Below are 22,045 nucleotides of genomic sequence, written 5' to 3' on the forward strand. Positions count from 1 at the left end.
CGGTTCAGAAGGCGAATTGTCACCAGATCTGCCCGTCACAGTCGTTGATGAAGTGACTTCACCTTAAGAGGACGGTTCTCTCAATGCACGTCAGGCCAGAGCGTTCATGCCAGTGTCTGGATCCTGAAGGCGGCCTTCTCCGATGGCCTGAATCGCCTCTTTCAGCGTCACTCGGCCGTCGTAGAGCGCGCGACCGACAATCACGCCAGAGACGCCATGTGCGGCAAGACCAAGCAGTGCCAAGAGATCGGCCATGCAGCCCACGCCTCCGGAGGCGATCACAGGAACTGAGCTGGCTTCAGCCATGCAGCGAAGGGCATCGAGATTCGGCCCGGCAAGAGTTCCGTCTGTGGCGATATCGGTGCTGATGATGGCAGCAAGACCGGTGCGGCTGAGCTCGCGGGCTAGGGACGTGGCTTCCACATCACTCTCCTTCAACCAGCCTCGTGTGGCGACCTTGCCGTCTCGGGCGTCAATCCCCACCACGATTCGTCCGGGGTGTTTGTCTGCCAGATCTTTCACCAGACCTGGATCCTCGATCGCTGCGGTGCCAAGGATGACCCGATCAAGGCCGTAATCCAGCAGGGACTCTGCCCGCTCGAAAGAGCGCACCCCACCGCCCAGCTGTACAGGAATCGATAGCGCTTCAGTGATCCTGCGCACCATGGCGTCATTGACCGGAGCACCACTTTTGGCACCATCGAGATCGACAAGATGGAGACGGCTTGCGCCTTGCTCTTGCCAGCTCAGGGCCTGGGTGACGGGGTCATCGCTGAATTGGGTGACCTGGTCGTAGTCCCCCTGATGCAGGCGCACGCAGGCTCCATCGAGAAGGTCGATGGCGGGGATGATCTCCATGCGTCTGGTCAGTGATCTCTTGATCATCCTGCAGTGCTGAGTCACGACACACGCTTCAATAGCGGCGAGTGGCGCTGATGTGATGAAGATCCTTGTGATGGGTGGAACCCGTTTTGTGGGGAAGCCTCTGGTGGCATCCTTGTTGGCTCAGGGGCATGAGCTCACACTCTTCACCCGAGGGCGTCAAGCCGCTCCTGATGCTGTTGTGCATCTCAAAGGCGATCGCACCAATCCGGAGGATCTGCTGCAGCTCAAAGGTCAGCACTTCGATGTGATCATCGATAGTTCAGGTCGTTCACTGGGTGACACCCAGTCGGTGGTGGCCGTTACCGGCGCGCCTTCACACCGGCTTCTTTATGTCAGCTCTGCGGGTGTTTACGCCGGTTCGGATGTTTGGCCGTTGGACGAGCAGGCGGAGGTGGATCCTGCCAGTCGTCACGCTGGTAAGGCGGAAACCGAGGCTTGGTTGCTGCGGGAGGGGATCCCCTTCACCAGCTTCAGGCCGACCTACATCGTGGGCCCGGGCAACTACAACCCTGTGGAACGGTGGTTCTTCGATCGTGTTTGTCATGACCTACCGGTGCCGATGCCCGGTGATGGAACCACGATCACGCAGTTGGGGCATGTGGACGACCTCGCCGACGCGATGCTGAAGTCTCTGGCCGTGGATGCAGCGGCGAATCGGATCTACAACTGCTCTTCTCGCAAAGGAATCACCTTCTCTGGTGTCGTGAAGGCGGCTGCTCTGGCCTGCGGTAAGGATCCCAGCACTGTGGACATCCGTCACTTCGATCCCAGTGGTCTGAATCCAAAGGCTCGAAAGGCCTTTCCGTTACGGCTTGACCATTTCCTTACCGACGTGAGCCGCGCCGAACGAGAGCTTGCCTGGGTGCCTCGCTTTGATGCCATCTCAGCGTTCCAGCACAACTACGATCTCGACTACAGCCAACGACCATCAGCGTCCCCCGATGTCAGTGGTGATGCGGCCTTGATCGGCTTGGCCTGAGGTACCCCACCGCTGAGTGAAGGGCTAAAAGCAGCGAAGGCCAGAACAGCCACCACCCCAGTTGTTGCAAGGTCAGGATCAGAGGCTCTGGCCCCCAAGCATCGGGCCAGAGCAACAAGAGCAGGCTGATGAATTGCAAAACGGTCTTCGCTTTTCCCCATTGCGACGCTGGCGCCCCATCGTCGGCATCCCTGCGCCAACCTGAGATCAACATCTCCCTGGCGAGTAAGAGCCAGACCGCCCACAGAGGCAGGGTTTGATGTGTCGCCAACCAGATCAGAGGAGCGGCGAGGAGGAGCTTGTCGGCGAGTGGATCAAGCCGAGCTCCCCAGCTGCTGCCCCCACCTGCTCGTCTCGCCATCCAGCCATCAAGGGCATCGCTGATACCAGCCAGTAGAAGGAGGTTCCAGGCCAGGGCTTGTTGCTGGGCGATCAGCGCGATCAGCAAAGGAAGACCTGCTATGGCCCTGAATACGGTGAGGCGATCGGCCCAGGTGCGCCATCGGGATTCCAAGCTCAGAATGCATGCAGTTGGTTGCATTCCATGGTGCTTCAGCAGACGGTCCGTGATGTGATGACCTCTCCGGTCTTGACCGTCACGCCTGAAACCGAGCTTCAGGAAGCTGTGAGATTGCTCAGTCAGCATCACATCAGTGGGCTTGCAGTGGTCAACGGCAAGCGTGAACTGATCGGTGAATTGACCGAGCAGAATCTGATGGTGCGAGAGAGCGGTGTGGATGCCGGTCCTTACGTCATGCTTCTGGACAGCGTGATTTATCTGCGCAATCCACTGAACTGGGACAAACAGGTCCACCAGGTACTCGGTAACGCGGTGCAGGATCTGATGGTTGATGACACGCACTCCTGTGCCGAAACACTGCCTTTGCCTAAGGCAGCTGCTCTGCTGCATGAGCGCAGTACCCAACGTCTTTATGTTGTGAATGAAAGCAAGCAACCTGTCGGCGTGATTACCCGAGGGGATGTGGTGAGAGCTCTCGCTGATCAGGGTGGTTGATGCGTAACGCTTTGATCAACGCGATCCGTCCTGCTGCTCTGATTCTCCTGGCGCTGGGGACGACACTTGGACTCCCTCTCCAGCCGGCACAGCCGCAGGCTTCACGTCGTCCTGTCGATGAAATGGAAGAAAGTGATTTCCTTGATCTTGTTGATCAGGAAGGGCTTGTGCTGATCACTGCCATCGGTGTGGAGGCGGTTGATGCAGAGGCTCGTCGGCAACGGCTCAGCCTTCCTGCTTTGGGTTACTGGTCACCTGATGGAGGTTGCTTCCGCCGTCCTCCGCAGGATGACTGCAATGGAATTTTTAACCCCTGAAATCTCCTTAGGGCATTGGTGGAGGCAGCAGTGGCGGCGGCGGCGCGTCATGGAATTGTTCCGGCTGTTGATCCGCGGAAAAATCGTTTTCAGCTCTCTCGCCCATGCCTTCGGTCTCACTGGGTTGGGGGATGGCCACGGGGTCAGGCATGACAAGCGGGGGTGGCAAGTCAGGTGGCAGGGTCGGGCGGAGAGTTGGTTCAGCAGGAGAAAGTTGCTGTTCGGCAGAGTCTCCGGGAATGGGGTTGGGGGCGGGGCTGAGACTCTCTCTCAAGACCAGAGGATCTGCGGTAATCGGTGGCTCAGGCAGAGGGGAGCGATCAGAGGGGATCTCCAATGTTTGCTCTGCTTGGCGATCCGGTCGTTGAGCAGGCCCCGATCTTGGTGGCCAGATCATGCGTGCAACCGGTTCTACGCCTTGTTCCATCACCCGGTTCAGTCCTGCGAGAGAGCGGTCTAAGAGCCGTCCTGCAAACCATTGACTGCAGTCCAAGGGATTGGAACAGCGTTGATTCATCCTGATTTTCAGCCCGATGTTGTCCATCAGGTCACCGCGTAAGGGGGCGCGACGTTGACTCAAACGCAGCAGGTATGGAACGTGCACGAAACTGGTCGCGCCGCCACTGATCCAATTGGCGTCCTCTTCTGTAAAACCTTTGACCCCAGGAATAATCAGTCGGCTCTTGGAGGCGTGATCGGGTAGATAGGCGCTCACTAGCCCGCGACGTCTTGCCAGGTCTCGTGTTTGCTCGAGTGTGAGGCCGTCTTTGCTCATCAACATCTCAAGTCGGCCGTCCTGACGGAGCCCGAACACCATCCGGATCCTTGGCAGGTAGTAGCGGATCCGTTGGCCCATGCTGATGCTGTAAGCACCTGTGTAAGCCGCAGGCGGCTCTTCCAAGTCGTTGTAAACGCTGTGAAGCCCCCCGATGAATGTGTCGTAGAGCGCGGATTTCTCCGCTGTCAGTTCGCCATAACTGAAATCGACTCCTCCGTCTTTGCGGATGCCGATCGAAGCGCGTTGACGCGCAGCGGTGCGGTTACGCCCCTTCCAGACCTTTTGACCGAACTTGAGGTCTCCCAAGGGCACGGTGATCTCCTGGCCCCCTGCTTCGAGGTGACGCTCGTACATCGGCCCGGTGACGTAGGCCAGAGCAGCCGTGTCCTGGAAGGCATCCTGTTCACGGTCCCATCCCTCCAGCAGTCCGATCCTCACTTTGCGGGGATCGAAATCAAGGGCGTAAACCTCATCATCAGGCACGTAGCGAAACGCACCTCCGGCCTCGCCCAGATTGTCGAAACTTGCGCTGGTGCCCTGCTCCCCTGGGCCAGGAGTGTCGGGTGCTAGGGCAATGAGCGTGGCGAACGTGATCAGGGGTAAGCCAACAATCCAGAGCCGTTTGCGCAGTAGCCATGGACGCCTCCTGCGGCGTGCTTGCCGCCGGCTCTTGGTCTTTGGAAGGCGTTGTGGCGATTCAGGCTGAGGCTTTCGTGCTCTGGCCTGGGCCGATTTGGAGAGAGTGCTGGTCACCTGGCCACCCTCGCTTCATCCCGGTTGGGATGGGGTTCAAACCAAGGCACGATGGCATGGTCCGCCACGAGCCATTTGCGATATCCCTCGTCGCAGTGATGACCACCCGTCAATTGCCCAAAGGCCGGAATCAGCAGACGCTGTTGAGAAGGGTTGTAGGCAAAGCAGGGAAGCCTGAGCCTGTCGCAACCGTTGCCAATGCCGGCAACTGGATGAACATGACCGCAGACATTGAGCAGCTGATCCTGCTGTTTAGGCGGTGTTTCCGGTTCATGGCTTAACCAGAGGTCTCCGCATCGATAACTGGGCTGTTGAGGCAGGCCCTCGATCCGGCTGGAGCGGTCGTGGTTGCCTCCGATCAACCTCACAGGGCAGCCACAGAGATCTGGAAGCGAGCGCAAGATTTGGCGCAACCTCTCGGTGAGCCCCAGTTCGCCATGGATCAGATCCCCAAGCACGATTAGCAGTTGAGGGCTGAAGCGTTGGCAGAGCTCGATTAAGGGGTTGAGGGTGCCTTGATCGCCATCGCTAGGGATCGGGATGCCATGGCGTTGAAACAGTTCGGCCTTGCCGAGATGCAAATCAGCGACGAACAACTGGCTGGCCTTGGGTCTCCACAGAGCACGATCGGCCAGAAAAACCAGCTCCTCACGTTGCCATTGCCAGGTGTGACTTATCCCCGGCATGGGTCGAGCCTGATGTCAGATCCGCAGTGCATTTGAGCATCTTGGCGAATAACACCTGTATTGGCCAGCACATTCCTTGAAGAAATGCCAATGTGCGTCCATGTAATTGCTGTGATTTCCGCATGACCCTGGCATTGCTTCTTGCTCTGGCTGGTTCGCTTGTGGCGATGGGCCTGATTGTGCGACGTCTCGATCAGGGTTGAAGTTGTCATGCAGCATCTGCGTCTTCTGCTGCTCGCGGTCATCCTTCTGGCCACCACACCTGTCGATGCCTTTGCAAGGGTGCTTCGGGTTGGAATTAGTGGCACAGCTCCCTTTGTCGTGAGAGAGGGGAGTGTCTACAGCGGTATCAGTGTCGAAATCTGGCAGGACGTATCCACTCGCTTGAATCAGCCATTCGAGTGGGTTGGTCAGCCCAATACCGATGCGAGCCTGCGTGCACTTGCGAAGGGCGATCTTGACCTTGCTGTCGGTCCGATCAGCATTACGCCTCAGCGACTGGCTGATCCGCTGATTGATTTCACCCAGCCCTACTTCCTGGCCGAAGAAGGCTTGTTGGTGCCAATCACTGCGCCGAGCCTGTTCCGTCGCCTCCAACCGTTCTTTGGGCTGGCGGCACTCTCCTCTGCTGGAATTTTGGTCTTCCTGCTGTTTGTTGTCGGCAACCTGATCTGGTTGGCTGAACGTCGCCGCAACAGCGATCAATTCCCCCGCGCCTACGCCCATGGTGTTGGCAATGGCATGTGGTTCGCGTTGGTCACACTGACCACTGTTGGCTACGGCGATCGTGCCCCCCAGTCCCGCACCGGCAGAGCGATTGCCGGTGCCTGGATGGTTCTTTCCCTCGTTGCCCTTTCCTCGATCACCGCGGGCCTGGCGACCGCCTTCACCGTGTCCTTCTCAAGGACGGCGCCATCAGGGATTGAGTCTCTCGATGACCTCAGCCAGATGTCGGTCGCAGTGGTCAAGGGCACCAGTGGCGAATCGCTCGCACGCTTCTACCGGGCTAGGTCTGAAGTGGCGGAGACCCTTCCGGAGGCGGTCAAACTGCTCAAGAGCCACCAGGTGGAGGCCGTGATGTTCGATTCCGTTCAGCTTCGGTACTACCTCAGTCAAAATCCGAGATCTGGGCTCAAAGTCTCTCCGTTCTCTGTCGCCAAGCAGGCTTACGGATTTTCAGTGCCTGTAGGCAGCCCATTGCGCACACCGATTGATGTGCAGTTGGTCAATATGCAGCTCGACGGCAGGATCAAAAACATCACCCGTCAGGCCTTGAAGTAAGAACCTTTCGGGCTTTGCAGAGCAGGGGACGGTTTCACACAAGGCTTTGGTGACGTCGGAGCCCATCCTCAATCAGAAAGGAGGCCAGGCTGCTGCAGCTGCGACCTTCTCGAAGGGCATGTTGCTTGAGTTGTCCCATCACCCCTCCCGGCAATGTCACGTTGAGACGTTCGGACTCAGCTGCCTCGGCGACGTCTGCGGCGGAAGGTGATGGGGTCTCTGCTTCGAGGCGTTCCTGGAGCTCCTTCAGCAGTGATTGGAGGATTGACACGTTTGCGTTACGGATTGGTAACCAAATCGTAGCTCCTGTCGTTCGTCCGGCGGCTGAGGGTGCACGCGTTAATCTGTCCCGGACTTAAAGGGAGTTGTGATGCGATCTCTGGCTATGAAGCTTGCCCCTGGCCAGGATCTGCGTCATGTCCTCGAAGCCCTGGCCCTCAGCCACAACGTGTCGGGTTATGTGCTTGGTGTGGTCGGCAACTTGTCGAGAGCGGCTTTTCAATGCCCAGGCCAGTCGGAGCCCAATGTTCTTGAGGGTGACCTCGAAATCATCACGCTTCAGGGCCATTTCTCACCCGATGGAGCTCATTTGCACCTGAGCCTTTCGGATGCTGCTTGCCAGGTGTGGGGTGGCCATCTCGAGCCGGGCACGCTTGTGCTCAAGGGTGCTGACCTTCTCTTGGGTCTGCTCGATCAACCTCTCCCCCAGGCTCCATCCACTCTGGATCCCAACCAACCGACTGAGGTTGAGCCGAAGCCTGTTGCACCCCTTGCTACTCCCCGCGTGGAGGTGGCCGTGCTTCCAGGTTGTCCCTGGTGTACACGTGCTATTCGCATTCTGCGCAGTCTCGACATTGCTCATGCGTTGATCACGGTCGACAGTGATGAGACCTACAACGCATTGCATCAACGCAGTGCAATGACCACGTTCCCTCAGGTGTTCATCGACGGCGCTGTGATTGGCGGATACGACGCTCTTGCCCAGCTGCATGCGGATGGATCTCTGGACCAACTGCGTTGACGGACCCTCCTTCTCCCCAGGCCTCATCTGATCAAACTGCTGACCTCTGGGCCCTCAAGCCCTGGTGGTGTCAACCCTGGTCAATCCTGCTGACAGGCCTTTGTATTTCGTTGGCCAGTTGGTGGTTCTTTCACCTTCTCTGGCTCACCATTGCCGTTTCGCTGGCGGTGTTGCTTTGGTGGCTGTTGTTTCTGGTGCTTGCACCGAGTGCTTATCGCTTGGCGGCGGAGCAAGACCAGTTGGATCGGAACATCCCATAAACCCTGGTCTGAGGTGTTGGTTGAGCAGACGCTTGGTTAGGGCTGCTGCTCTAGCCGATAGCGCTGCTTTTCGCTCATCAGCTCGTTTTCCAATTGACCAATCAATCTGCTGACGAGGGTTTGAAATTCGGGTTGGCATCCGCGGAATGCTGCTTTGTGGCGGATCGGCTCGTTGCGGGTGCGTAGATCGGTGAGCATCAGCTCCAGGGCGTCGATGCTGGCGTTGCTGTTCATGGCTCGGATCCACGTTCCCGAGAGGCTATGACAGGGGCATGACCTGGCGATAGCCACCAGCTTCGATCACCTGCAGCGACGTGTCGAACAACGTCGTCAGCGCTTGGCCGTTCAGGATGTGATCCTTGGGGCCGTCTTGCATCACAGCCCCATCTTTGAGACAGATCACACGCGTGATCTCGGGGATGATGGCCTCCACCTGATGGGTGATCATCACCAAAGTGGTTTGTGATTGACAGAGCTGACGCAGTTGGTTGAGCAGGCGGTGCTTTGCCCTGAGATCAAGTGCATTGGTCGGCTCGTCAAGCACCAGCACATCCGGTTGGTGGACGAGTGCCCTCGCGATCAGCACGCGACGGCGCTGGCCATCGGAGAGACACGTCCATCGTTCCTGGGCAAGCTCGGCGATGTCGAAGAGCTCTAAAAGCTGGAAAGCTCGATCCAGCTGGGTGTTGCTTGGTGTTTGATCTTGACGTAGCCCAATGGATCCAAAGAAGGCGGAAAGAACCAGATCGATCACACGCACGCGGCGGGGGACACGCTGCTCCAGTTCGGTTGATACCAGGCCAATCCGCCGCCGCAACTCCCACTGCAGGGGCAAGTCAGACCCGAGCAGTCGTAGGTGAGAGCCTGGTTTCACCACAGGATGAATGCTGCGGTCAATCAGTCGTACTAACGTGCTCTTCCCCGATCCATTCGGTCCGAGAATCGCGGTGTGCTCACCGGTGCGAAGGCTGAGAGTGAGATTGTGGAACACACATCTGGTTTCGATCCAGGCTTCAACGGCCTCCATCTCAAGCCAGGGGTGAGTGCTTTCTGTCACTGAGTTGTTGTTGATGTCGGCCGTCTGTTCGCAGTGTGGATCAAGATCATGGCGAGCGGATCGCTCTCTCGGTGGTCGCCTTGTTTGTGCCCGATGTGGAGCGCCTCAGGGCTCTGTTGTGGTTCGCTCTAGGCCTCGGGGTTCTCAACAACGCATCCAGATCAGCTGGTGGTGGTGGTTGCTGCTGGGTCTTGCTTTTGTGGTCATCCTCCAGCTTCTTTGATCGGGTTCAGGTGGCTGTCAAAAGGGAGATTGGAGCGCAGCTGTTGAACCACCAACTTGAGGCAGCCTGCAAGCGCACGATTTTCGTTGAGTTGTCTGCTGTAGATCCTTCCTCCCTGGATCTGGCCCATGCTCGCAAGGGTTAGATCTTGTCCTTCCATCAGATTCAGTGACTCAACCGCCACTGGCAGTGGGCCCACGAAAACGTGCAACAGTCGCTCCCTGTTGTGGTGGGTGAACCAGGGCGTCAAGTGGCTGGCCCGCAGATTGATCTCTTCCAGCAATTCCCGTCTCAATCCAACTTCAGCAGACTCGCCTGCTTCGAGATGACCCCCGAACAGACCCCAACATCCGGGGGCAATGATCCCTTCGACGTCATCTCGGAGTTGCAGAAGCCAGCGGTTGTTCTGATGCAGCATGGCGACGGCTACCTCGGTGCGAGGAGTCATGGTTGAGCGGTTGTGTCGCTGTCATCAGCTTGATTCAGATCATTCACCTAGTCCATTGGCTCAAAGTGAAGTGTTGGTCAGATCAACTCGGGATGGTTGGGATCACCCTTGAAGGGGCCAATGACGGCTGAGCTGATCCAGCCTCCATAGAAGCCTCCCGGTTGCGGTATCACCGCTTCGTCATTGAGCCAGCACCCATCCATCAGGCCTGGGTAAAGAGCGAACCAACCTCGTATCGCCGCAAAGGGAGGTGACGGTTGGTGATAACACCACACAGCTCTGGGCACTGTTCGGCTTTGGCTGCAGACGTCGAAGTAACTGGCGACACCTTTCCATTCGCAGAAACTGTGACCAGAGGTTGGCCGCAACAGTTGCCTCTTCGTCTGGTCCGGTGGAAGGTAATAGGTGGGTGGGTGAAAGGTCTCCAACACCTTCAAACAGCCAGTACCATCGAACAACACGTCATTGCCGATTTTTACAAGAACGTGTTCAGTGGCCTCTTCAATTCTGGGAGGACGTGGATAGTCTCGGACATGTTGCAAGGAGATCAGCTGCATCAGCGTTCACCGATGATGGCGACGGATGGTCAACACTGAGATGCCCAAATCTCCTCCCTTGCAACCGGTGGTCATCCTTGGAGGTTTCTTGATTACTCCGGAGGCCTATGCCGGTATCGCCTCTTGGCTACGTCACCAGGGTGCGGAGGTGGAGGTCGTGCCAGCCAGCCGGTTGGATTGGATGCTCACCACCTGGGCGTTGGGCTGGACGCGTTTGCTGGACAGGGTGCATGAGCTTGTGACGCACCTAGCGCGTCATTCGCCAACGGGGAAGGTGACACTCATCGGCCACAGTTCAGGTGGCGTGATGCTCAGGCTTTATCTCACAAACGAGCTCTTCGCTGGTCGCTGTTATCGGGGCTCGGACGTCTGCAATCGACTGATCACCCTTGGTAGCCCTCATCAAGCCCAGCGCGCCACCCCGCTTAGGGCCATGGTTGATCGTCGCTTCCCTGGTGTAGCCGTCGACGGCATTGATTATTTGGCTGTCGCCGGTTGCCTTGATCTTGCCTCCGCGAATGCGAGTGGATTTAGCCGCCGCAGTGCTTCTGGTAGCTACCGAAACATTGCCGGAACGGTTGATGTCGACGGTGATGGACTGGTGCCCGTCGAGTCAGCGCTGCTGACAGGAGCACGCCATTTGGTGCTGGCTGACACGGCCCATGGCGGTTTGTTTGGTTCGAGCTGGTATGGATCGGATGACCGGATTGGCTTGTGGGCGAATCAGATCGGTTTGTAACCGACCCAGTCGGGTTGGAAGCTGCAGGACGTTTGATTCGGAGCGGGGACCAGATGAACCTGCCAACCTTGTAAGTCGTCGATGGGTAGGCAGTCGTCGACTCCCCCCAGCTGATCAATGGCATGCAAGTCGTCTTTGTGCTGCTGCAAGGCACCACACAGCCAACGTTGACGAGCTCTGGATTTGGCTGCCTCAGCAGTGGGTGCCACCACACACCCGCAATGATGCAGCTCCTGTAACGAATGGGCTTCATAGGCGCCCATGTTCACGAACCAGAGGCGCTGTTTCACGGCTCCACCAGGACTGAATGGCGGCTTGCTTTGGCGTTGCCCCACCCGTTTCAATTCAATCGCATAGCCATCAACACAATGCATGGCGACGTAGCTGTCGATGTGCAGACCTCTACGACTGCCGAACCATTGCAGCTTCAGTTCTGAAAAGGTGTCGTCGATCCTCTCGCCAGCCACCCAACGCACGTCATGAAGCTCAACATGCGACTGGCGTGTGCGGCCACCGAGGACGACTAAAAAAAGAACCGTTTTCGTTCTCATGGCATCAGCGACCGACATGGCTGCAGCGGAGAGACGGATGCTGACCGTAGCTTTCTCTGGGGAATTGGCCTGGTGCTGCTTGGCTTGCCGAAGCATTTCTAGGTCGGTACGGAGAAGCAGCCCTTAAACATTCGATCTCATTCACCATGCCAAGACATGCAGAACGGTCCTATCCCTCACGCTTCAAGGCATCGGCCTGCATGCGTTGAATCCGTTCCAGTATGGATTCATTACTCATCCTGTTGTTCAGTCTCTCAACAAGAAGAGGGAAGGCCAGTGGCCCTGGTCGCGGTGTTGGTTGATGGATGATGTCGCTTTGAACCATCCGTTCTAGTGATGCCTTGAGGCGGGGTAGTTCCAACTGTTCCTTCAGCACTTCCTCGCGGGCTTGGCGTAAGAGCAAGCTTGAAGGCTCATGTCGATTAAAGACATCGAACAGGAGAGACCCGCTGATCTGGAGCTGACCCGTACTTTTGCTCTTACCCGGGTAACCCTGCACCAGCAGCCCAGCCACCTGGGCAATACTGCGGAATCGTCGCTTACACAGTTCTGAGAGATTGAGGGCTTGTTCCAGATCCTCCTCCAGGCATGCAACATCCAAAAGATGTTCCATGTGATGGTTGATCAGCTCAGCAAATGGATAGTGGCGAGTAGCTAGTAGCTCGAAGCCGTAATCGTTCACCGAGACGGTGACCGTGCCTCGATGCAATCGTGTCAATCGGGTGGCAAACAGGAAGCCCAGTCCTTCGTGCACAAATCGGCCTTCAAACGGAAAGACGTAGAGATGGCTCCCTTCCTTTGTTTCACACGTTTCCAGCAGCAGCTGATCCGCCTGTGGAAGGACCGAGAGATCTTGCTGCCTTACAAACAACGGTTCTAAGGCTTGTAATTCGGCATTGTCCAACTCCCCTCGACCGGCCCTAGCAACCTCTTCCCGAAGCTGGTGGGTGAGGAGATCAGAAAGGGCCATCTGACCTCCGGCCCAGGCAGGAACAGTGGTGCTTTTTCGTGTGCTTGCTTTCACGTATGCGGTCATGTCGCGCAGACGGACAAATTCCAGTTGGCGGCCCGCGAAGAAAAAAACATCCTTCGCTTTCAGTTGACTGATAAAGGTTTCTTCCACATGCCCGAGAACAGCACCTCTGACAAAGCGGACTCGTATCGATGGTGCTGATGTGATCGTGCCAATGTTGAGACGGTGTAAGCGTGCGATGGGACTTTGCTTGACCACCAGTCGTCCCTGTTCGTCGACCTCGAGCTTGCGGTAGCGCGAATAAGCACCAAGGCATTCTCCGCCGTGCTGCAGAAAACGTAGACACCAGTTCCAGTCCTGATCACTGAGCTGGCGGTAAGTGGCTGTGCCCCGAATGGCATGCAGGGTCTCCTCTGGGTGGAAGCCTGGACCGCAGCCCAGGGTCGTGAGATGTTGCAGCAACACATCAAGGGGTTGATCGGGGGGGTGACGCTCCTCAACCAAGCCGGAGCAGAGCCCACGCCTCACGGCGCTCAGTTCAAGCAGCTCCAGGGCATTGGTTGGCATGAAGAGCACCTTTGAGGTGGCGCCTGGACGATGGCCGGATCGACCCGCCCGCTGCAGCAAGCGAGCCAGATTCTTGGGCGAACCGATCTGCACAACCCTCTCCACAGGTTGAAAGTCAACGCCGAGATCGAGCGAACTTGTGCAGACCACCCAAAGCAGTGTTCCCGCTTTGACGCCGGCTTCAATCGCTTCTCGTTCCTGTCGATCAACGGCGCTGTGGTGCAGGGCAAGCAACCCCTCCATCTCGGGGCAGGCGAAACGAAGACATTGAAACCAGCGTTCCGCCTGGTTTCGGGTATTCGTGAAAAGCAGGGTGCTGATCGTTGGCACCAGCTGTCCCACCAGGTCTTCGTAACGACGGAGTCCGAGATGCCCTCCCCAAGGAAAACCATCGATGCTGTCTGGAAGGACGCTGCTCACTTCAAAACAGCGTTGTCCTCCTCGCGTGATCAGGACGGGCTGATTGTTTGGGCCGAGAGCATGGTGGGCGGCTGTCTGCAGGTTGCCGATCGTTGCGCTGATGGCCCAGGTCTGAAGCTTCCTGTTCTGCTGCCTCAACCAGCTCAGGGCCAGCTCCGTTTGGGTGCCACGTTTGCTGGCGATGAGCTCGTGCCATTCGTCCAGCACCACCGTGGTTACAGCGGCGAAAAGGCTGTTGGCATGCCGACTCGCCAACAGCACGCAAAGCGATTCTGGTGTGGTGATCAGGATCTGCGGTGGTGTCTTGATTTGTCGATTGCGTTCAGTTGTGCTGGTGTCGCCATTGCGGATGCCGACCCGCAATGGCCAGTTCATCGTCTTGATTGGTTCCTCTAGGGCGCTGGCCAGATCACGGCTGAGGGCACGCAATGGCGTGATGTACAAGAGCTGAATACCCTCTCTCGCTGGTGTTGCAGCGAGCATTTCCGCCATGGGCGCCATCACTGCGGCGTAGGTCTTTCCCGACCCTGTTGGCACCTGAATCAAGCCGGAGTGTCCAGCCAGATGGGACTGCCAGGCCTCCCGTTGAAACTGTTGAGGACTCCAACCCTTATGACTGAACCAAGCATGGATTGGCTCCAGAATCGACGTATCTGGGGTCAACGTCTCTCACCTCGTGGGCTGTTCAACAACTGCTCCGCACTCTCTAAGCAATCGGCACTTTGCGCCGTGCGGTCGTGGCGCCAACGCAGGATGCGTGGGAAGCGCACGGCTAGTCCGCACTTGTGTCTTTTGGAAGGTTGAATCCCCTCGAAGCCGAGTTCAAAGACCAGTTCTGGTTCCACGACCCTTGTCGGTCCGAACCGCTCGCGGGTATGGCTCCTGATCCAGCGGTCAAGCGTCAGAATTTCAGCATCCCCAAGGCCGGAATAGGCCTTGGCGAAGGTCACCAATTTGGGCTTGTTGTTATCCGTCGCCCTGCAATCCCAAAGAGCGAAGGTGTAGTCCGTGAAAAGGTTTGCGCGGCGACCACTGCCTGCCTGGGCGTAGATCAAGACAGCATCCAGCCGCATGGGGTCAAGCTTGTATTTCCACCAGTGACCTCGTTGACGTCCTGCCAGATAGGGCGAACTCAGTTGTTTGAGCATCAACCCTTCGGCACCGCCTTCCCCTGCAATTGTGCGCAGCTGCGCCAAGTGGTCCCAACTCTCTAGGCGATGGCCAGCACTGCGTTGCAGACGCCAGCTCTCCTCAATGTCTGCAACAGAGTTCAGGGCATTAAGCGCAGTGAGGCGCTGAACAAGAGGATGTGCTCGGAGGTCCTTACCCTCTTGCTCAAGTAGGTCATAGGCGATGAACTGCACCGGGCATTCCTGACGAATCTTTGCCCCGACATGCTTACGGCCGATCCGGCGTTGAAGGTTGCTGAAAGGAAGGGGACGGCATTGATCACGTTCCCAACAGATCACTTCACCATCAAGCACAGTGTTGACCGGTAATGCTTTGGCCATCGTCACCAGCTCAGGGAAGCTGACATTCACCAGTTCCTCACCGCGGCTCCAAAGAAAGACGCCCTCTTTGCGATGGATCAGCTGCCCTCGGATCCCGTCCCATTTCCATTCAACCCACCAGTCTTCCGCTGGTGTGCAGACCATTCTCTCTAGTTGCACCGGACTAGCCAGAAAGAAGGGGTAAGGCACAGCCCCTCGATCGCGTCGCGTCTGCTTCGCCGGTGCTGTTAGTTGATCAAACCACTCGGCACTGGGTTCAACCTCTCCCATGAGTCGTTCCAGCACATCGGTGTTGCGTAGAGAGAAGGCAGCGGCAATGGCTTTCACCACGAGGCCGCGGGCCACACCAATGCGAAACCCACCGGTGATCAGTTTGTTGAGGAGCCAATGATGCTCTTCCGGAACCGTCGCCCAAATCGAGAGCATGGCCTCTTGTTGCTGGGTTGGGGAGGAACGCGCCAAGGACGGCAATAACGTCTCCATCCACCAATGCAAGGCGGGTTTGTTCGCCACTGCTGCGAGGAGCTCGCGGAGTTGTGGATCCTTCAGTTCAGGCCGTTGGAGGCATTGATCCTTCAACTGTGGCCATAACAGGCAGATCGTTTCAGCTGAATCGCCGACGTGGCTGTGGCATTCGTTGAATAACCACTCTGGAAATGCGACTGACTCTTGCAGGATCTCGCGTAATCGCCGCCCCGTCAGCATCCGACGTCGGCGTTCCCCGAGCAGCAGTGCCAAGGCCCAGCATCCATCCTTGGGATCAACGGCGACGAGGTAGTGCTTGAGCAACTCCACTTTGCGCAAGGAGCTGCTGGTGCCATCCAAGCAATCGATTAATTCACCGAATGTTTCCACCGATCGGGGTCAGGCTGAGGCCAAGGGCAAGGTGTTGCAGGTGTTGGCTGAGCAGAACAAGGACCAGCACAGGATTGACGAGCCGAGGTTGACGTTAGGTCAACTGAGTTCGCTGAGGGGAGTGGCGTCGATTCCTTCGACTTCCTTGAGGTAGCGCACCAGCACATCGTTCTGGCCGTGGGTCACAAACACCTTTTTCGCTTTGCTCTCCTTTACGGTTTGGATCAGTCCTTGCCAATCGGCGTGGTCACTGAGAACAAAGCCACGTTCATACCCCCGTCGGCGTCGCGCGCCGCGCACAGCCATCCAGCCTGAGGCAAAGCCGGTTTGTGGTGATTGAAATCGGCGCATCCAGCTCGACCTGTGGGCTGATGGTGGTGCCAGCACGAGTCGGCCAGCCAGGCTTTCGTTCTTAGCGACTTCACTCACTGGACGACTGGGCAACATCGCGACCTTCGCTGAGCGGTAATGACGTGTGACGGTCTCCACGGCTCCGTGCAGCAAGACCTCATCATCAAGGCCAATTGCGGCGAGCTCTGCGAGGATTCTTTGGGCTTTGCCGAATGCATAACAGAACAGCAGAGACGGTCGCGTTGTGTCGCTTTTCCACCAGTTGCAGATGTCGTGCGCTATCGCTGCGCCATCAAGCCAGCGATAGATCGGTAGAGCGAACGTCGCTTCTGTGATCAACACATCGCAGCTCACAGGTTCGAAGGCAGAGCAGCTTGGATCGGCAGAACGTTTGTAATCGCCTGTGACCACCCACACCTCTCCATCGACCTCCACACGGATCTGAGCGCTGCCGAGAACATGGCCAGCACTGTGAAAGGACAGGGTTGCCGCTCCGATGCGGTGCTGTTCCCCATAGGCCAGGGTCTGGAGATTGATGTTTTGCCCGAGACGTTGGCGCAGGATTCCAGCACTATTTGTGGTGGCCCAGTACTCCTCACACCCCGCCTTGGCATGGTCTGCATGCGCGTGGGTGATCAAAGCTCTACGCACGGGGCGGTGCGGGTCGATCCAGGCATCAGCCCTGCGGCAATACAGACCGCTATCGGTGAGCTCCATGACTGGCATGCAGACATTCTGACCTTGCGATCACTGGGATTGAGAGCCGATCGTTTGGGTGGAGTGCTGTTTGCTCGGCTTTGGCGAGCTCCGATTCAAGGCCGTTCTCCGCTTGGGATGCCCGGTTGTCGATCGCGTCGGCACCATCCCAGCCCCTGTCCTGCCGCAATGGCGTACGGGGGCGATGACGTGTTCGTCGGAACGTCGGTGCTACGTATCTCAGAACGGCTGGTTCCGATCAGCGACTCATCTCGAGCATTCGCTGGATCGGTGCTTCCGCTTGGGCGCGAAGGGATTCTTCCATGGTGATTTCTGGCGAGAGAGACACCAAGCACGCATGAAGCTTTTCGAGGGTATTGAGCCGCATGTAGGGGCAAGCGTTGCAGCTGCATCCATCAGTGCCAGGAACATCGAGGAAGTGCTTCTGAGGAAGCCTCCTCTTCATTTGATGAATGATCCCAGGCTCAGTCAGAACGATGAACGTCTCAGAGGTGCTGGTTTCGGCGTATTGGAGAAGTTTGCTGGTGGAACCAATGAAATCTGCCTGTTCAAGCAGGGATTGGATGCACTCTGGATGGGCGATCACTTCGGCATCGGGATGACGCAGTTGCAATTTGAGAAGTGCCTCCTCGCTGAAGGTTTCATGCACGATGCAGCGTCCAGGCCAAAGAGTGAGATCTCGGCCGCTCTGGTTCTGAACCCAACGGCCAAGATTGCGATCCGGAGCGAACAGAATGGGTCTGTCATCAGGAAGCTGTCGGACAAGATCAACGGCGTTGCTGCTTGTGCAGATCAGGTCGCTTTGAGCTTTCACCGCAGCACTGCAATTGATGTAACTCACCACCAGATGATTGGGATGCTGCGCCTTAAAGGCAGCGAATTCATCCGGAGGGCAGTCATCGGCTAAGGAGCAGCCTGCCTCGAGATCAGGCAAGAGAACGGTTTTAGCTGGACTGAGAATTTTTGCTGTTTCTGCCATGAAGTGAACACCGCAAAACACGATCACATCGGCGTCGGTGTTGGCTGCCTTGCGTGAGAGTTCAAGCGAATCTCCGATGAAATCGGCGATGTCCTGCACCTCTGGCTCCTGGTAATAGTGCGCCAGGATCACCGCGTTGCGTTGGCGCCTCAGGGCGTCAATCGCCGCTGCCAGTTCCGTGGGTGGCGGAGGGGCTACCACGGCCGATGCGGGAACAGAAACAGCGGTCATTAGGACCATCTGCGGCAGGATGGGGATCAGCCTAGGCACCCCCCCTGACTGCAACGTCCCCAAGCCTGCGTGTGGCCATCGCTGGTGATCTGCATGGGGTTTGGTCTGATGCGGATGCACGTCTGCTTGATTGCCTTGCCCCCGATGCCGTTTTGTTTGTAGGTGACCTCAGCGACGGGGACCGACGCCTGACGAAGGCGATTACACGTCTCTCTTTTCCTGTGGCGGTGATCCTGGGGAATCACGATCGCGGCCGAGATCGCAGTGGGGCTGTTTTTCAACAACAGATTGATCTGTTGGGTGATCTGCACTGTGCCTGGCGGATGCGTCACTGGGACACCCCCTGCTTGGGTGTTGTTGGCTGTCGTCCAGGTACGGCTGGTGGAGGTTTTCACCTCTCCCCTGCTGTTGAGGCGGTTGTTGGTCCGCTCACCATGGAACAGTCGGCCGATCGGATTGTGGAGGCATGTCGTGCGGTCCCTGACGATTGGCCGCTTGTTTTACTTGCGCACTGCGGACCGACCGGACTGGGGTCTGAGGCTGGTGATCCCTGCGGCAGGGATTGGAAGGCTCCAGCCTGTGACTGGGGGGATGGTGATCTCGCTTTGGCCATCGATCGCCTGAGCTGCCAACGTCGTCCCCAGTTGGTGGTGTTTGGTCACATGCACCATCAATTGAAAGCGAAACAAGGGCAGCGCCGCACTTTTTACCGCGACCGTCATGGCACTGTTTACCTCAATGCGGCTTGTGTCCCTCGTCGAGGCCTGGATGGGGACGATCGCACCCTGACCCACTTCTCCTGGGTCGAGTTCGGGCATGGTCAGCTCAATCATGTGAGTCATCGCTGGTACCTGCCCGATGGATCTTTGGCCTACGCCGAAACCCTTTATCAAGTTGGCGAAGGCATCCCGTCATGAAGGTGCTCGTTTATCTCGCTCTCAGCAGTCATGGCTACGGCCACGCTGCCCGTCAGGCGGCCGTGGTTTCGGCTTTACATGCGTTGCATCCGCTCTGGCGCTTCGTCGTCAGTTCCAAAGTGGATCCAGCTTTCCTCAAGCTTGTTTTCGCGGGTTTGCCCGTTCTCTTTCGGCAGCTGCGCTGGGATGTGGGGATGGTGCAGGCCGATGCTCTCCATTGTGATGAGCAGGCCACCTTGATGGCTCTGCGGACCCTGGAACACCATCTCCCGGAGCAGATTGACGAGGAAGCTCGCTGGATCAGGGCTCAGGGGCTGCCTGTTGTGGTGCTCGGGGACATTCCACCTGCGATCAGTACGTTGGCCCGACGCATCCATGCCCAGCTGGTATGGATGGGAAATTTTGGCTGGGACGACATTTACTCCCCGCTGGGGAGAGCCTTTCAGCCTCCCTGCCTTGAGGCCAGGGAGGCTTATGCCAGCGGTGATCGTCTGTTGCGCATGCCTTTCGATCTGGCGATGGACTGGGGTGTGCCTGAACGCAGCATCGGACTGATTTCGGCCCAGCCCAGACCTGTGCCTTTGGATTTTCAGCATTGCCTCAGCAGCCTTCAAACCCGATTGGTGTTTGTTGGCTTTGGTGGTTTGGGCCTCTCGATTGATCCCCGATTGTTTGATCTCTGGCCCGACCATCATTTCCTGATGGCGCCTCCTTCAGATCCCCGTCATGCCGACAACCTGCGGGCCATCACCAACGTGACGTTGCTTCCAGCTGGAGTTCGACCTGTCGATGTCATGCCCATGTGTGAGCGCTTGCTGGGCAAACCTGGTTTCAGCACTTTCTCTGAGGCGCTGAGCGCTGGGTTGGGTTTGCATGTCGTTGAGAGAGAGGGATTCGCAGAGGCGAGGGCGTTGATGCAAGGTCTGCGTCGTCATGGTTGTCATCGTCTTCTCTCAGCCCGCGGCTTTGCGGAGGGTGATTGGCAGCTGAATCAGCCCTTGATTCCATCCACGGAATCACCGTTACCGGCGAACGGTGCTGAGGTTGCAGCCCTGGAGATTTCCCGCCTTGTGATGCGGGGATCCGCTTAAACCACTCTGAGATAAGCCTTTCTTATTCAAAAGCCGCATGGTTTCTTGCGTCGGCTCAAAGCCAAGTCTCAAGGGCTAGCTGAGCGGCGAGATGCGATTCAAAAACCGACATCAATGCCAGGACGGTTGCCTCACTGTCCGGCGTGGGATGGGCAATGGTGATTCTTTCGGGAGAGTTCGGTTGACAACGGACATGAGTTTTTCTGCTTAATTCAGAAATCTCTTCCTTGTTGTGGGTTCCATCCGCTTCTGGTTCTCCACTGGTGTGTTCAACACCGTTGCTCCCTGAACGCAATTCATGACTTTTCTTGCTCCGACCACCTGCCGTGTTCTTGCAGGGGCCGTCGCAAGCACTTGTGTCTTCATTCCATCGGTTGCAGGGCAGGCAGCAACCATTCCATTCCCTTCTCCTGAGACCTCAGCACGTTCTCTCTCCGTTCAATTACCCGAGGAAGCCCCGGCAATCGGGCTTCCTTATGTGATCACACCTGAGCGCCGTGCCCTTCTCAATACCATCCGTTTCGCTGAAGGAACCTGGAAGGGAGGTCTTGACCTTGGTTATCGCGTCATGTTCGGAGGCGGCCTGATGGCTTCCCTCGAACGTCACCCCAACCGCGTGATTTATTCCTCTCGTTATGCCAGTGCAGCTGCGGGTGCTTATCAATTCATGCCCTTCACCTGGGAGATGGTGCAACGCAGCATTGGCGTGCGTGGTTTTGGTCCTGAAGCCCAGGACCAGGGCGCGATTTATCTGATCCAACGCCGGAAGGCCCTTCCCTTGGCTGATACCGGCAACTTGACCCCCAAACTCGCTGCTCTGCTTGCTCCTGAGTGGGCCTCGTTCCCAACCCTTCGCGGCGTCAGTTACTACGGACAACCGGTGAAACGTTTTACCCGGTTGCATAGCTTTTACAACGTTAGCCTGGCTCAACTTCGTCGTGTGCGCGATCAGCGCCGAGAAGCTCTCTCTACAGATCAAGACGAGACTGCCAAGCCTTCAGGTCCTGTTTGCAGGCCTCCGACCATCCTCTGCGGCTTCTGATTTCCGCTGCTCACACACCTTCAGCCCCTTCAGGAACCATCGGATTCTTCCAGCTTCCGACCAACGGTCGCCTGTGCAATCAAATAGGCCAGCACGGCACCTCCAAGGAATCCCATGCCATTGCGAAGCACGGGCAGTAGATCACTGGTTCGGGTCACCACCGGTGCGATTCCGAAGATGCCAAACAACATCACCCACAAAGGAGACAGCAGCAGCAGCCACGGCCAGGCGATCAGATCGCTTTTCTCTCTGGGGTAAGCAGCGAATCCGGCGATCAACCCACCCAGCACAGAGGTGGTGAGGGTCCAGAGCCACTGCTCCAGCGGTAGCCCCGGTACAACCTGGCAACCGCCACGATCCAGGCAAACCTCAACGGCATCTAGGGCTGCATAGATCGATCCGTCTTCACCGTTGTCACGCACATAGAACTGATTGCCGTATCGCGTCTGCAGTTCCACCCACCAGGTGCGTGGCATCAGAGCGAAAAAGGCATCACCCACATTGAAATTGAGCAGGTTGCCGCCGCGAGGATCTGCGATCAGCAAAACGCTGCGCTCATCAAGGCCCCAGAACTCCTTGACCGCCACTCCCGGAGTGCGCTCGTATTGAGTCAGCACACGCAGCTTCCATCCGGTGCGTTGCTCAAATGCTGTCAGGTTGGATTCGAGCTCTGTGCGCTGCCGATCGCTGAGGGCTCTTGCCAGATCGATGACGGGGGTGGGGTGATCCGGCAGCAATTCCGGATTGTCGCTGGCCCAGGCCGGACTGCCTGCGATGAGCAGAACAATCAGGGAGAGCATCGCCAGGACAGGGCGAAAGCCTCGGTGTGCTCCCATAGCTC

The 22,045-nt window shown here is 57.5% G+C and carries 25 protein-coding genes; 10 read left to right on the forward strand and 15 right to left on the reverse strand.

Going from position 1 to position 22,045, the window contains the following annotated elements:
- Nucleotides 1-90: 90 nt before the first annotated feature.
- The gene (gene hisA / locus DXY16_RS12600; protein ID WP_115121513.1) at nucleotides 91-858 is read right to left on the reverse strand and encodes a 1-(5-phosphoribosyl)-5-[(5-phosphoribosylamino)methylideneamino]imidazole-4-carboxamide isomerase; all 768 of its coding nucleotides are present in this window, start codon (nucleotides 856-858) and stop codon (nucleotides 91-93) included.
- 82 nt (nucleotides 859-940) lie between these two features.
- Here hisA and DXY16_RS12605 point away from each other — a divergent pair, with 82 nt between their 5' ends.
- The gene (locus DXY16_RS12605; protein WP_115121514.1) at nucleotides 941-1,864 is read left to right on the forward strand and encodes an NAD-dependent epimerase/dehydratase family protein; all 924 of its coding nucleotides are present in this window, start codon (nucleotides 941-943) and stop codon (nucleotides 1,862-1,864) included.
- Here the strand turns inward: DXY16_RS12605 and DXY16_RS12610 are convergent.
- The gene (locus tag DXY16_RS12610; RefSeq protein WP_244281680.1) at nucleotides 1,830-2,378 is read right to left on the reverse strand and encodes a CDP-alcohol phosphatidyltransferase family protein; all 549 of its coding nucleotides are present in this window, start codon (nucleotides 2,376-2,378) and stop codon (nucleotides 1,830-1,832) included. The two genes, DXY16_RS12605 and DXY16_RS12610, sit on opposite strands and share 35 nt — an antisense overlap.
- Nucleotides 2,379-2,408: 30 nt before the next feature.
- On the opposite strand from DXY16_RS12610, the gene DXY16_RS12615 reads away from it, so the two are divergent.
- Together DXY16_RS12615 and DXY16_RS12620 are read left to right on the forward strand one after the other, a co-directional pair.
- Nucleotides 2,409-2,879, forward strand: a complete 471-nt coding sequence (locus DXY16_RS12615; protein ID WP_115121516.1) for a CBS domain-containing protein — start codon at nucleotides 2,409-2,411, stop codon at nucleotides 2,877-2,879.
- On the forward strand, nucleotides 2,879-3,196 hold the full coding sequence (locus tag DXY16_RS12620) for a hypothetical protein (protein ID WP_244281681.1): 318 nt from the start codon (nucleotides 2,879-2,881) through the stop codon (nucleotides 3,194-3,196). Before DXY16_RS12615 ends, DXY16_RS12620 begins: the two co-directional genes overlap by 1 nt.
- A 7-nt stretch (nucleotides 3,197-3,203) precedes the next feature.
- Here DXY16_RS12620 and DXY16_RS12625 read toward each other — a convergent pair whose 3' ends face one another.
- Both DXY16_RS12625 and pdeM read right to left on the reverse strand, forming a co-directional pair.
- Complete coding sequence (locus tag DXY16_RS12625; protein ID WP_371410917.1) at nucleotides 3,204-4,727, reverse strand: hypothetical protein; 1,524 nt, start codon at nucleotides 4,725-4,727, stop codon at nucleotides 3,204-3,206.
- Nucleotides 4,724-5,413: a ligase-associated DNA damage response endonuclease PdeM gene (gene pdeM, locus DXY16_RS12630; protein WP_115121517.1), complete on the reverse strand. Its 690-nt coding sequence runs from the start codon at nucleotides 5,411-5,413 to the stop codon at nucleotides 4,724-4,726. The genes DXY16_RS12625 and pdeM overlap by 4 nt, the downstream gene beginning before the upstream one ends.
- A 210-nt stretch (nucleotides 5,414-5,623) precedes the next feature.
- Between pdeM and DXY16_RS12635 the strand changes: the two genes are divergently transcribed.
- Nucleotides 5,624-6,694: a transporter substrate-binding domain-containing protein gene (locus tag DXY16_RS12635; protein ID WP_115121518.1), complete on the forward strand. Its 1,071-nt coding sequence runs from the start codon at nucleotides 5,624-5,626 to the stop codon at nucleotides 6,692-6,694.
- 34 nt (nucleotides 6,695-6,728) lie between these two features.
- Here the strand turns inward: DXY16_RS12635 and DXY16_RS12640 are convergent, their stop codons facing one another.
- Nucleotides 6,729-6,965, reverse strand: a complete 237-nt coding sequence (locus tag DXY16_RS12640) for a CopG family transcriptional regulator (RefSeq protein ID WP_115121519.1) — start codon at nucleotides 6,963-6,965, stop codon at nucleotides 6,729-6,731.
- Nucleotides 6,966-7,064: 99 nt separating this feature from the next.
- On the opposite strand from DXY16_RS12640, the gene DXY16_RS12645 reads away from it, so the two are divergent.
- Together DXY16_RS12645 and DXY16_RS12650 are read left to right on the forward strand one after the other, a co-directional pair.
- A complete protein-coding gene (locus DXY16_RS12645) occupies nucleotides 7,065-7,715 on the forward strand; it encodes a PCC domain-containing protein (RefSeq protein WP_115121520.1) in 651 nt (216 codons plus the stop codon).
- On the forward strand, nucleotides 7,712-7,975 hold the full coding sequence (locus DXY16_RS12650; protein ID WP_115121521.1) for a DUF6737 family protein: 264 nt from the start codon (nucleotides 7,712-7,714) through the stop codon (nucleotides 7,973-7,975). The genes DXY16_RS12645 and DXY16_RS12650 overlap by 4 nt, the downstream gene beginning before the upstream one ends.
- A gap of 36 nt (nucleotides 7,976-8,011) precedes the next feature.
- On the opposite strand, the gene DXY16_RS12655 is transcribed toward DXY16_RS12650, so the two are convergent.
- From DXY16_RS12655 to DXY16_RS12675, 4 genes are all read right to left on the reverse strand, one after another.
- Nucleotides 8,012-8,209: a hypothetical protein gene (locus DXY16_RS12655; RefSeq protein ID WP_115121522.1), complete on the reverse strand. Its 198-nt coding sequence runs from the start codon at nucleotides 8,207-8,209 to the stop codon at nucleotides 8,012-8,014.
- Between the two features lie 25 nt (nucleotides 8,210-8,234).
- Nucleotides 8,235-9,032 carry an ABC transporter ATP-binding protein gene (locus tag DXY16_RS12660; RefSeq protein WP_244281682.1) on the reverse strand — a complete coding sequence of 266 codons (798 nt, stop codon included), beginning with the start codon at nucleotides 9,030-9,032 and terminating at the stop codon, nucleotides 8,235-8,237.
- A gap of 203 nt (nucleotides 9,033-9,235) precedes the next feature.
- The gene (locus tag DXY16_RS12670) at nucleotides 9,236-9,703 is read right to left on the reverse strand and encodes an NUDIX domain-containing protein (RefSeq protein ID WP_115121525.1); all 468 of its coding nucleotides are present in this window, start codon (nucleotides 9,701-9,703) and stop codon (nucleotides 9,236-9,238) included.
- A gap of 77 nt (nucleotides 9,704-9,780) precedes the next feature.
- Nucleotides 9,781-10,260: a DUF427 domain-containing protein gene (locus DXY16_RS12675; RefSeq protein WP_170953964.1), complete on the reverse strand. Its 480-nt coding sequence runs from the start codon at nucleotides 10,258-10,260 to the stop codon at nucleotides 9,781-9,783.
- Between the two features lie 40 nt (nucleotides 10,261-10,300).
- Between DXY16_RS12675 and DXY16_RS12680 the strand changes: the two genes are divergently transcribed.
- On the forward strand, nucleotides 10,301-10,999 hold the full coding sequence (locus DXY16_RS12680; protein ID WP_115121768.1) for a triacylglycerol lipase: 699 nt from the start codon (nucleotides 10,301-10,303) through the stop codon (nucleotides 10,997-10,999).
- Here the strand turns inward: DXY16_RS12680 and DXY16_RS12685 are convergent.
- From DXY16_RS12685 to nadA, 5 genes are all read right to left on the reverse strand, one after another.
- Nucleotides 10,984-11,550: a DUF1543 domain-containing protein gene (locus DXY16_RS12685; protein WP_115121769.1), complete on the reverse strand. Its 567-nt coding sequence runs from the start codon at nucleotides 11,548-11,550 to the stop codon at nucleotides 10,984-10,986. The genes DXY16_RS12680 and DXY16_RS12685 overlap by 16 nt on opposite strands.
- A 169-nt stretch (nucleotides 11,551-11,719) precedes the next feature.
- Entirely contained in the window at nucleotides 11,720-14,155 is a 2,436-nt protein-coding gene (locus DXY16_RS12690) for a ligase-associated DNA damage response DEXH box helicase (protein ID WP_371410928.1), read from the reverse strand.
- A gap of 14 nt (nucleotides 14,156-14,169) precedes the next feature.
- Complete coding sequence (locus DXY16_RS12695) at nucleotides 14,170-15,876, reverse strand: ATP-dependent DNA ligase (protein ID WP_115121527.1); 1,707 nt, start codon at nucleotides 15,874-15,876, stop codon at nucleotides 14,170-14,172.
- Nucleotides 15,877-15,975: 99 nt separating this feature from the next.
- Nucleotides 15,976-16,953 carry a ligase-associated DNA damage response exonuclease gene (locus DXY16_RS12700; protein ID WP_115121528.1) on the reverse strand — a complete coding sequence of 326 codons (978 nt, stop codon included), beginning with the start codon at nucleotides 16,951-16,953 and terminating at the stop codon, nucleotides 15,976-15,978.
- 229 nt (nucleotides 16,954-17,182) lie between these two features.
- Nucleotides 17,183-18,154 (reverse strand): quinolinate synthase NadA, encoded by a 972-nt coding sequence (nadA, locus tag DXY16_RS12705; protein ID WP_115121529.1) that lies wholly within the window; start codon nucleotides 18,152-18,154, stop codon nucleotides 17,183-17,185.
- Between the two features lie 65 nt (nucleotides 18,155-18,219).
- On the opposite strand from nadA, the gene DXY16_RS12710 reads away from it, so the two are divergent.
- The 3 genes from DXY16_RS12710 (at nucleotide 18,220) to DXY16_RS12725 (ending at nucleotide 21,204) form a co-directional block, all read left to right on the forward strand.
- On the forward strand, nucleotides 18,220-19,071 hold the full coding sequence (locus tag DXY16_RS12710) for a TIGR04168 family protein (protein ID WP_115121530.1): 852 nt from the start codon (nucleotides 18,220-18,222) through the stop codon (nucleotides 19,069-19,071).
- The gene (locus tag DXY16_RS12715) at nucleotides 19,068-20,162 is read left to right on the forward strand and encodes a hypothetical protein (protein WP_371410918.1); all 1,095 of its coding nucleotides are present in this window, start codon (nucleotides 19,068-19,070) and stop codon (nucleotides 20,160-20,162) included. The genes DXY16_RS12710 and DXY16_RS12715 overlap by 4 nt, the downstream gene beginning before the upstream one ends.
- A gap of 298 nt (nucleotides 20,163-20,460) precedes the next feature.
- Complete coding sequence (locus tag DXY16_RS12725; protein WP_115121532.1) at nucleotides 20,461-21,204, forward strand: glycoside hydrolase family 104 protein; 744 nt, start codon at nucleotides 20,461-20,463, stop codon at nucleotides 21,202-21,204.
- Nucleotides 21,205-21,233: 29 nt separating this feature from the next.
- On the opposite strand, the gene DXY16_RS12730 is transcribed toward DXY16_RS12725, so the two are convergent.
- On the reverse strand, nucleotides 21,234-22,040 hold the full coding sequence (locus DXY16_RS12730; protein ID WP_115121533.1) for a TPM domain-containing protein: 807 nt from the start codon (nucleotides 22,038-22,040) through the stop codon (nucleotides 21,234-21,236).
- Nucleotides 22,041-22,045 lie beyond the last annotated feature (5 nt).

The organism is Synechococcus sp. UW105 (genome assembly GCF_900473935.1).
In the GTDB taxonomy this organism is placed as follows: domain Bacteria; phylum Cyanobacteriota; class Cyanobacteriia; order PCC-6307; family Cyanobiaceae; genus Synechococcus_C.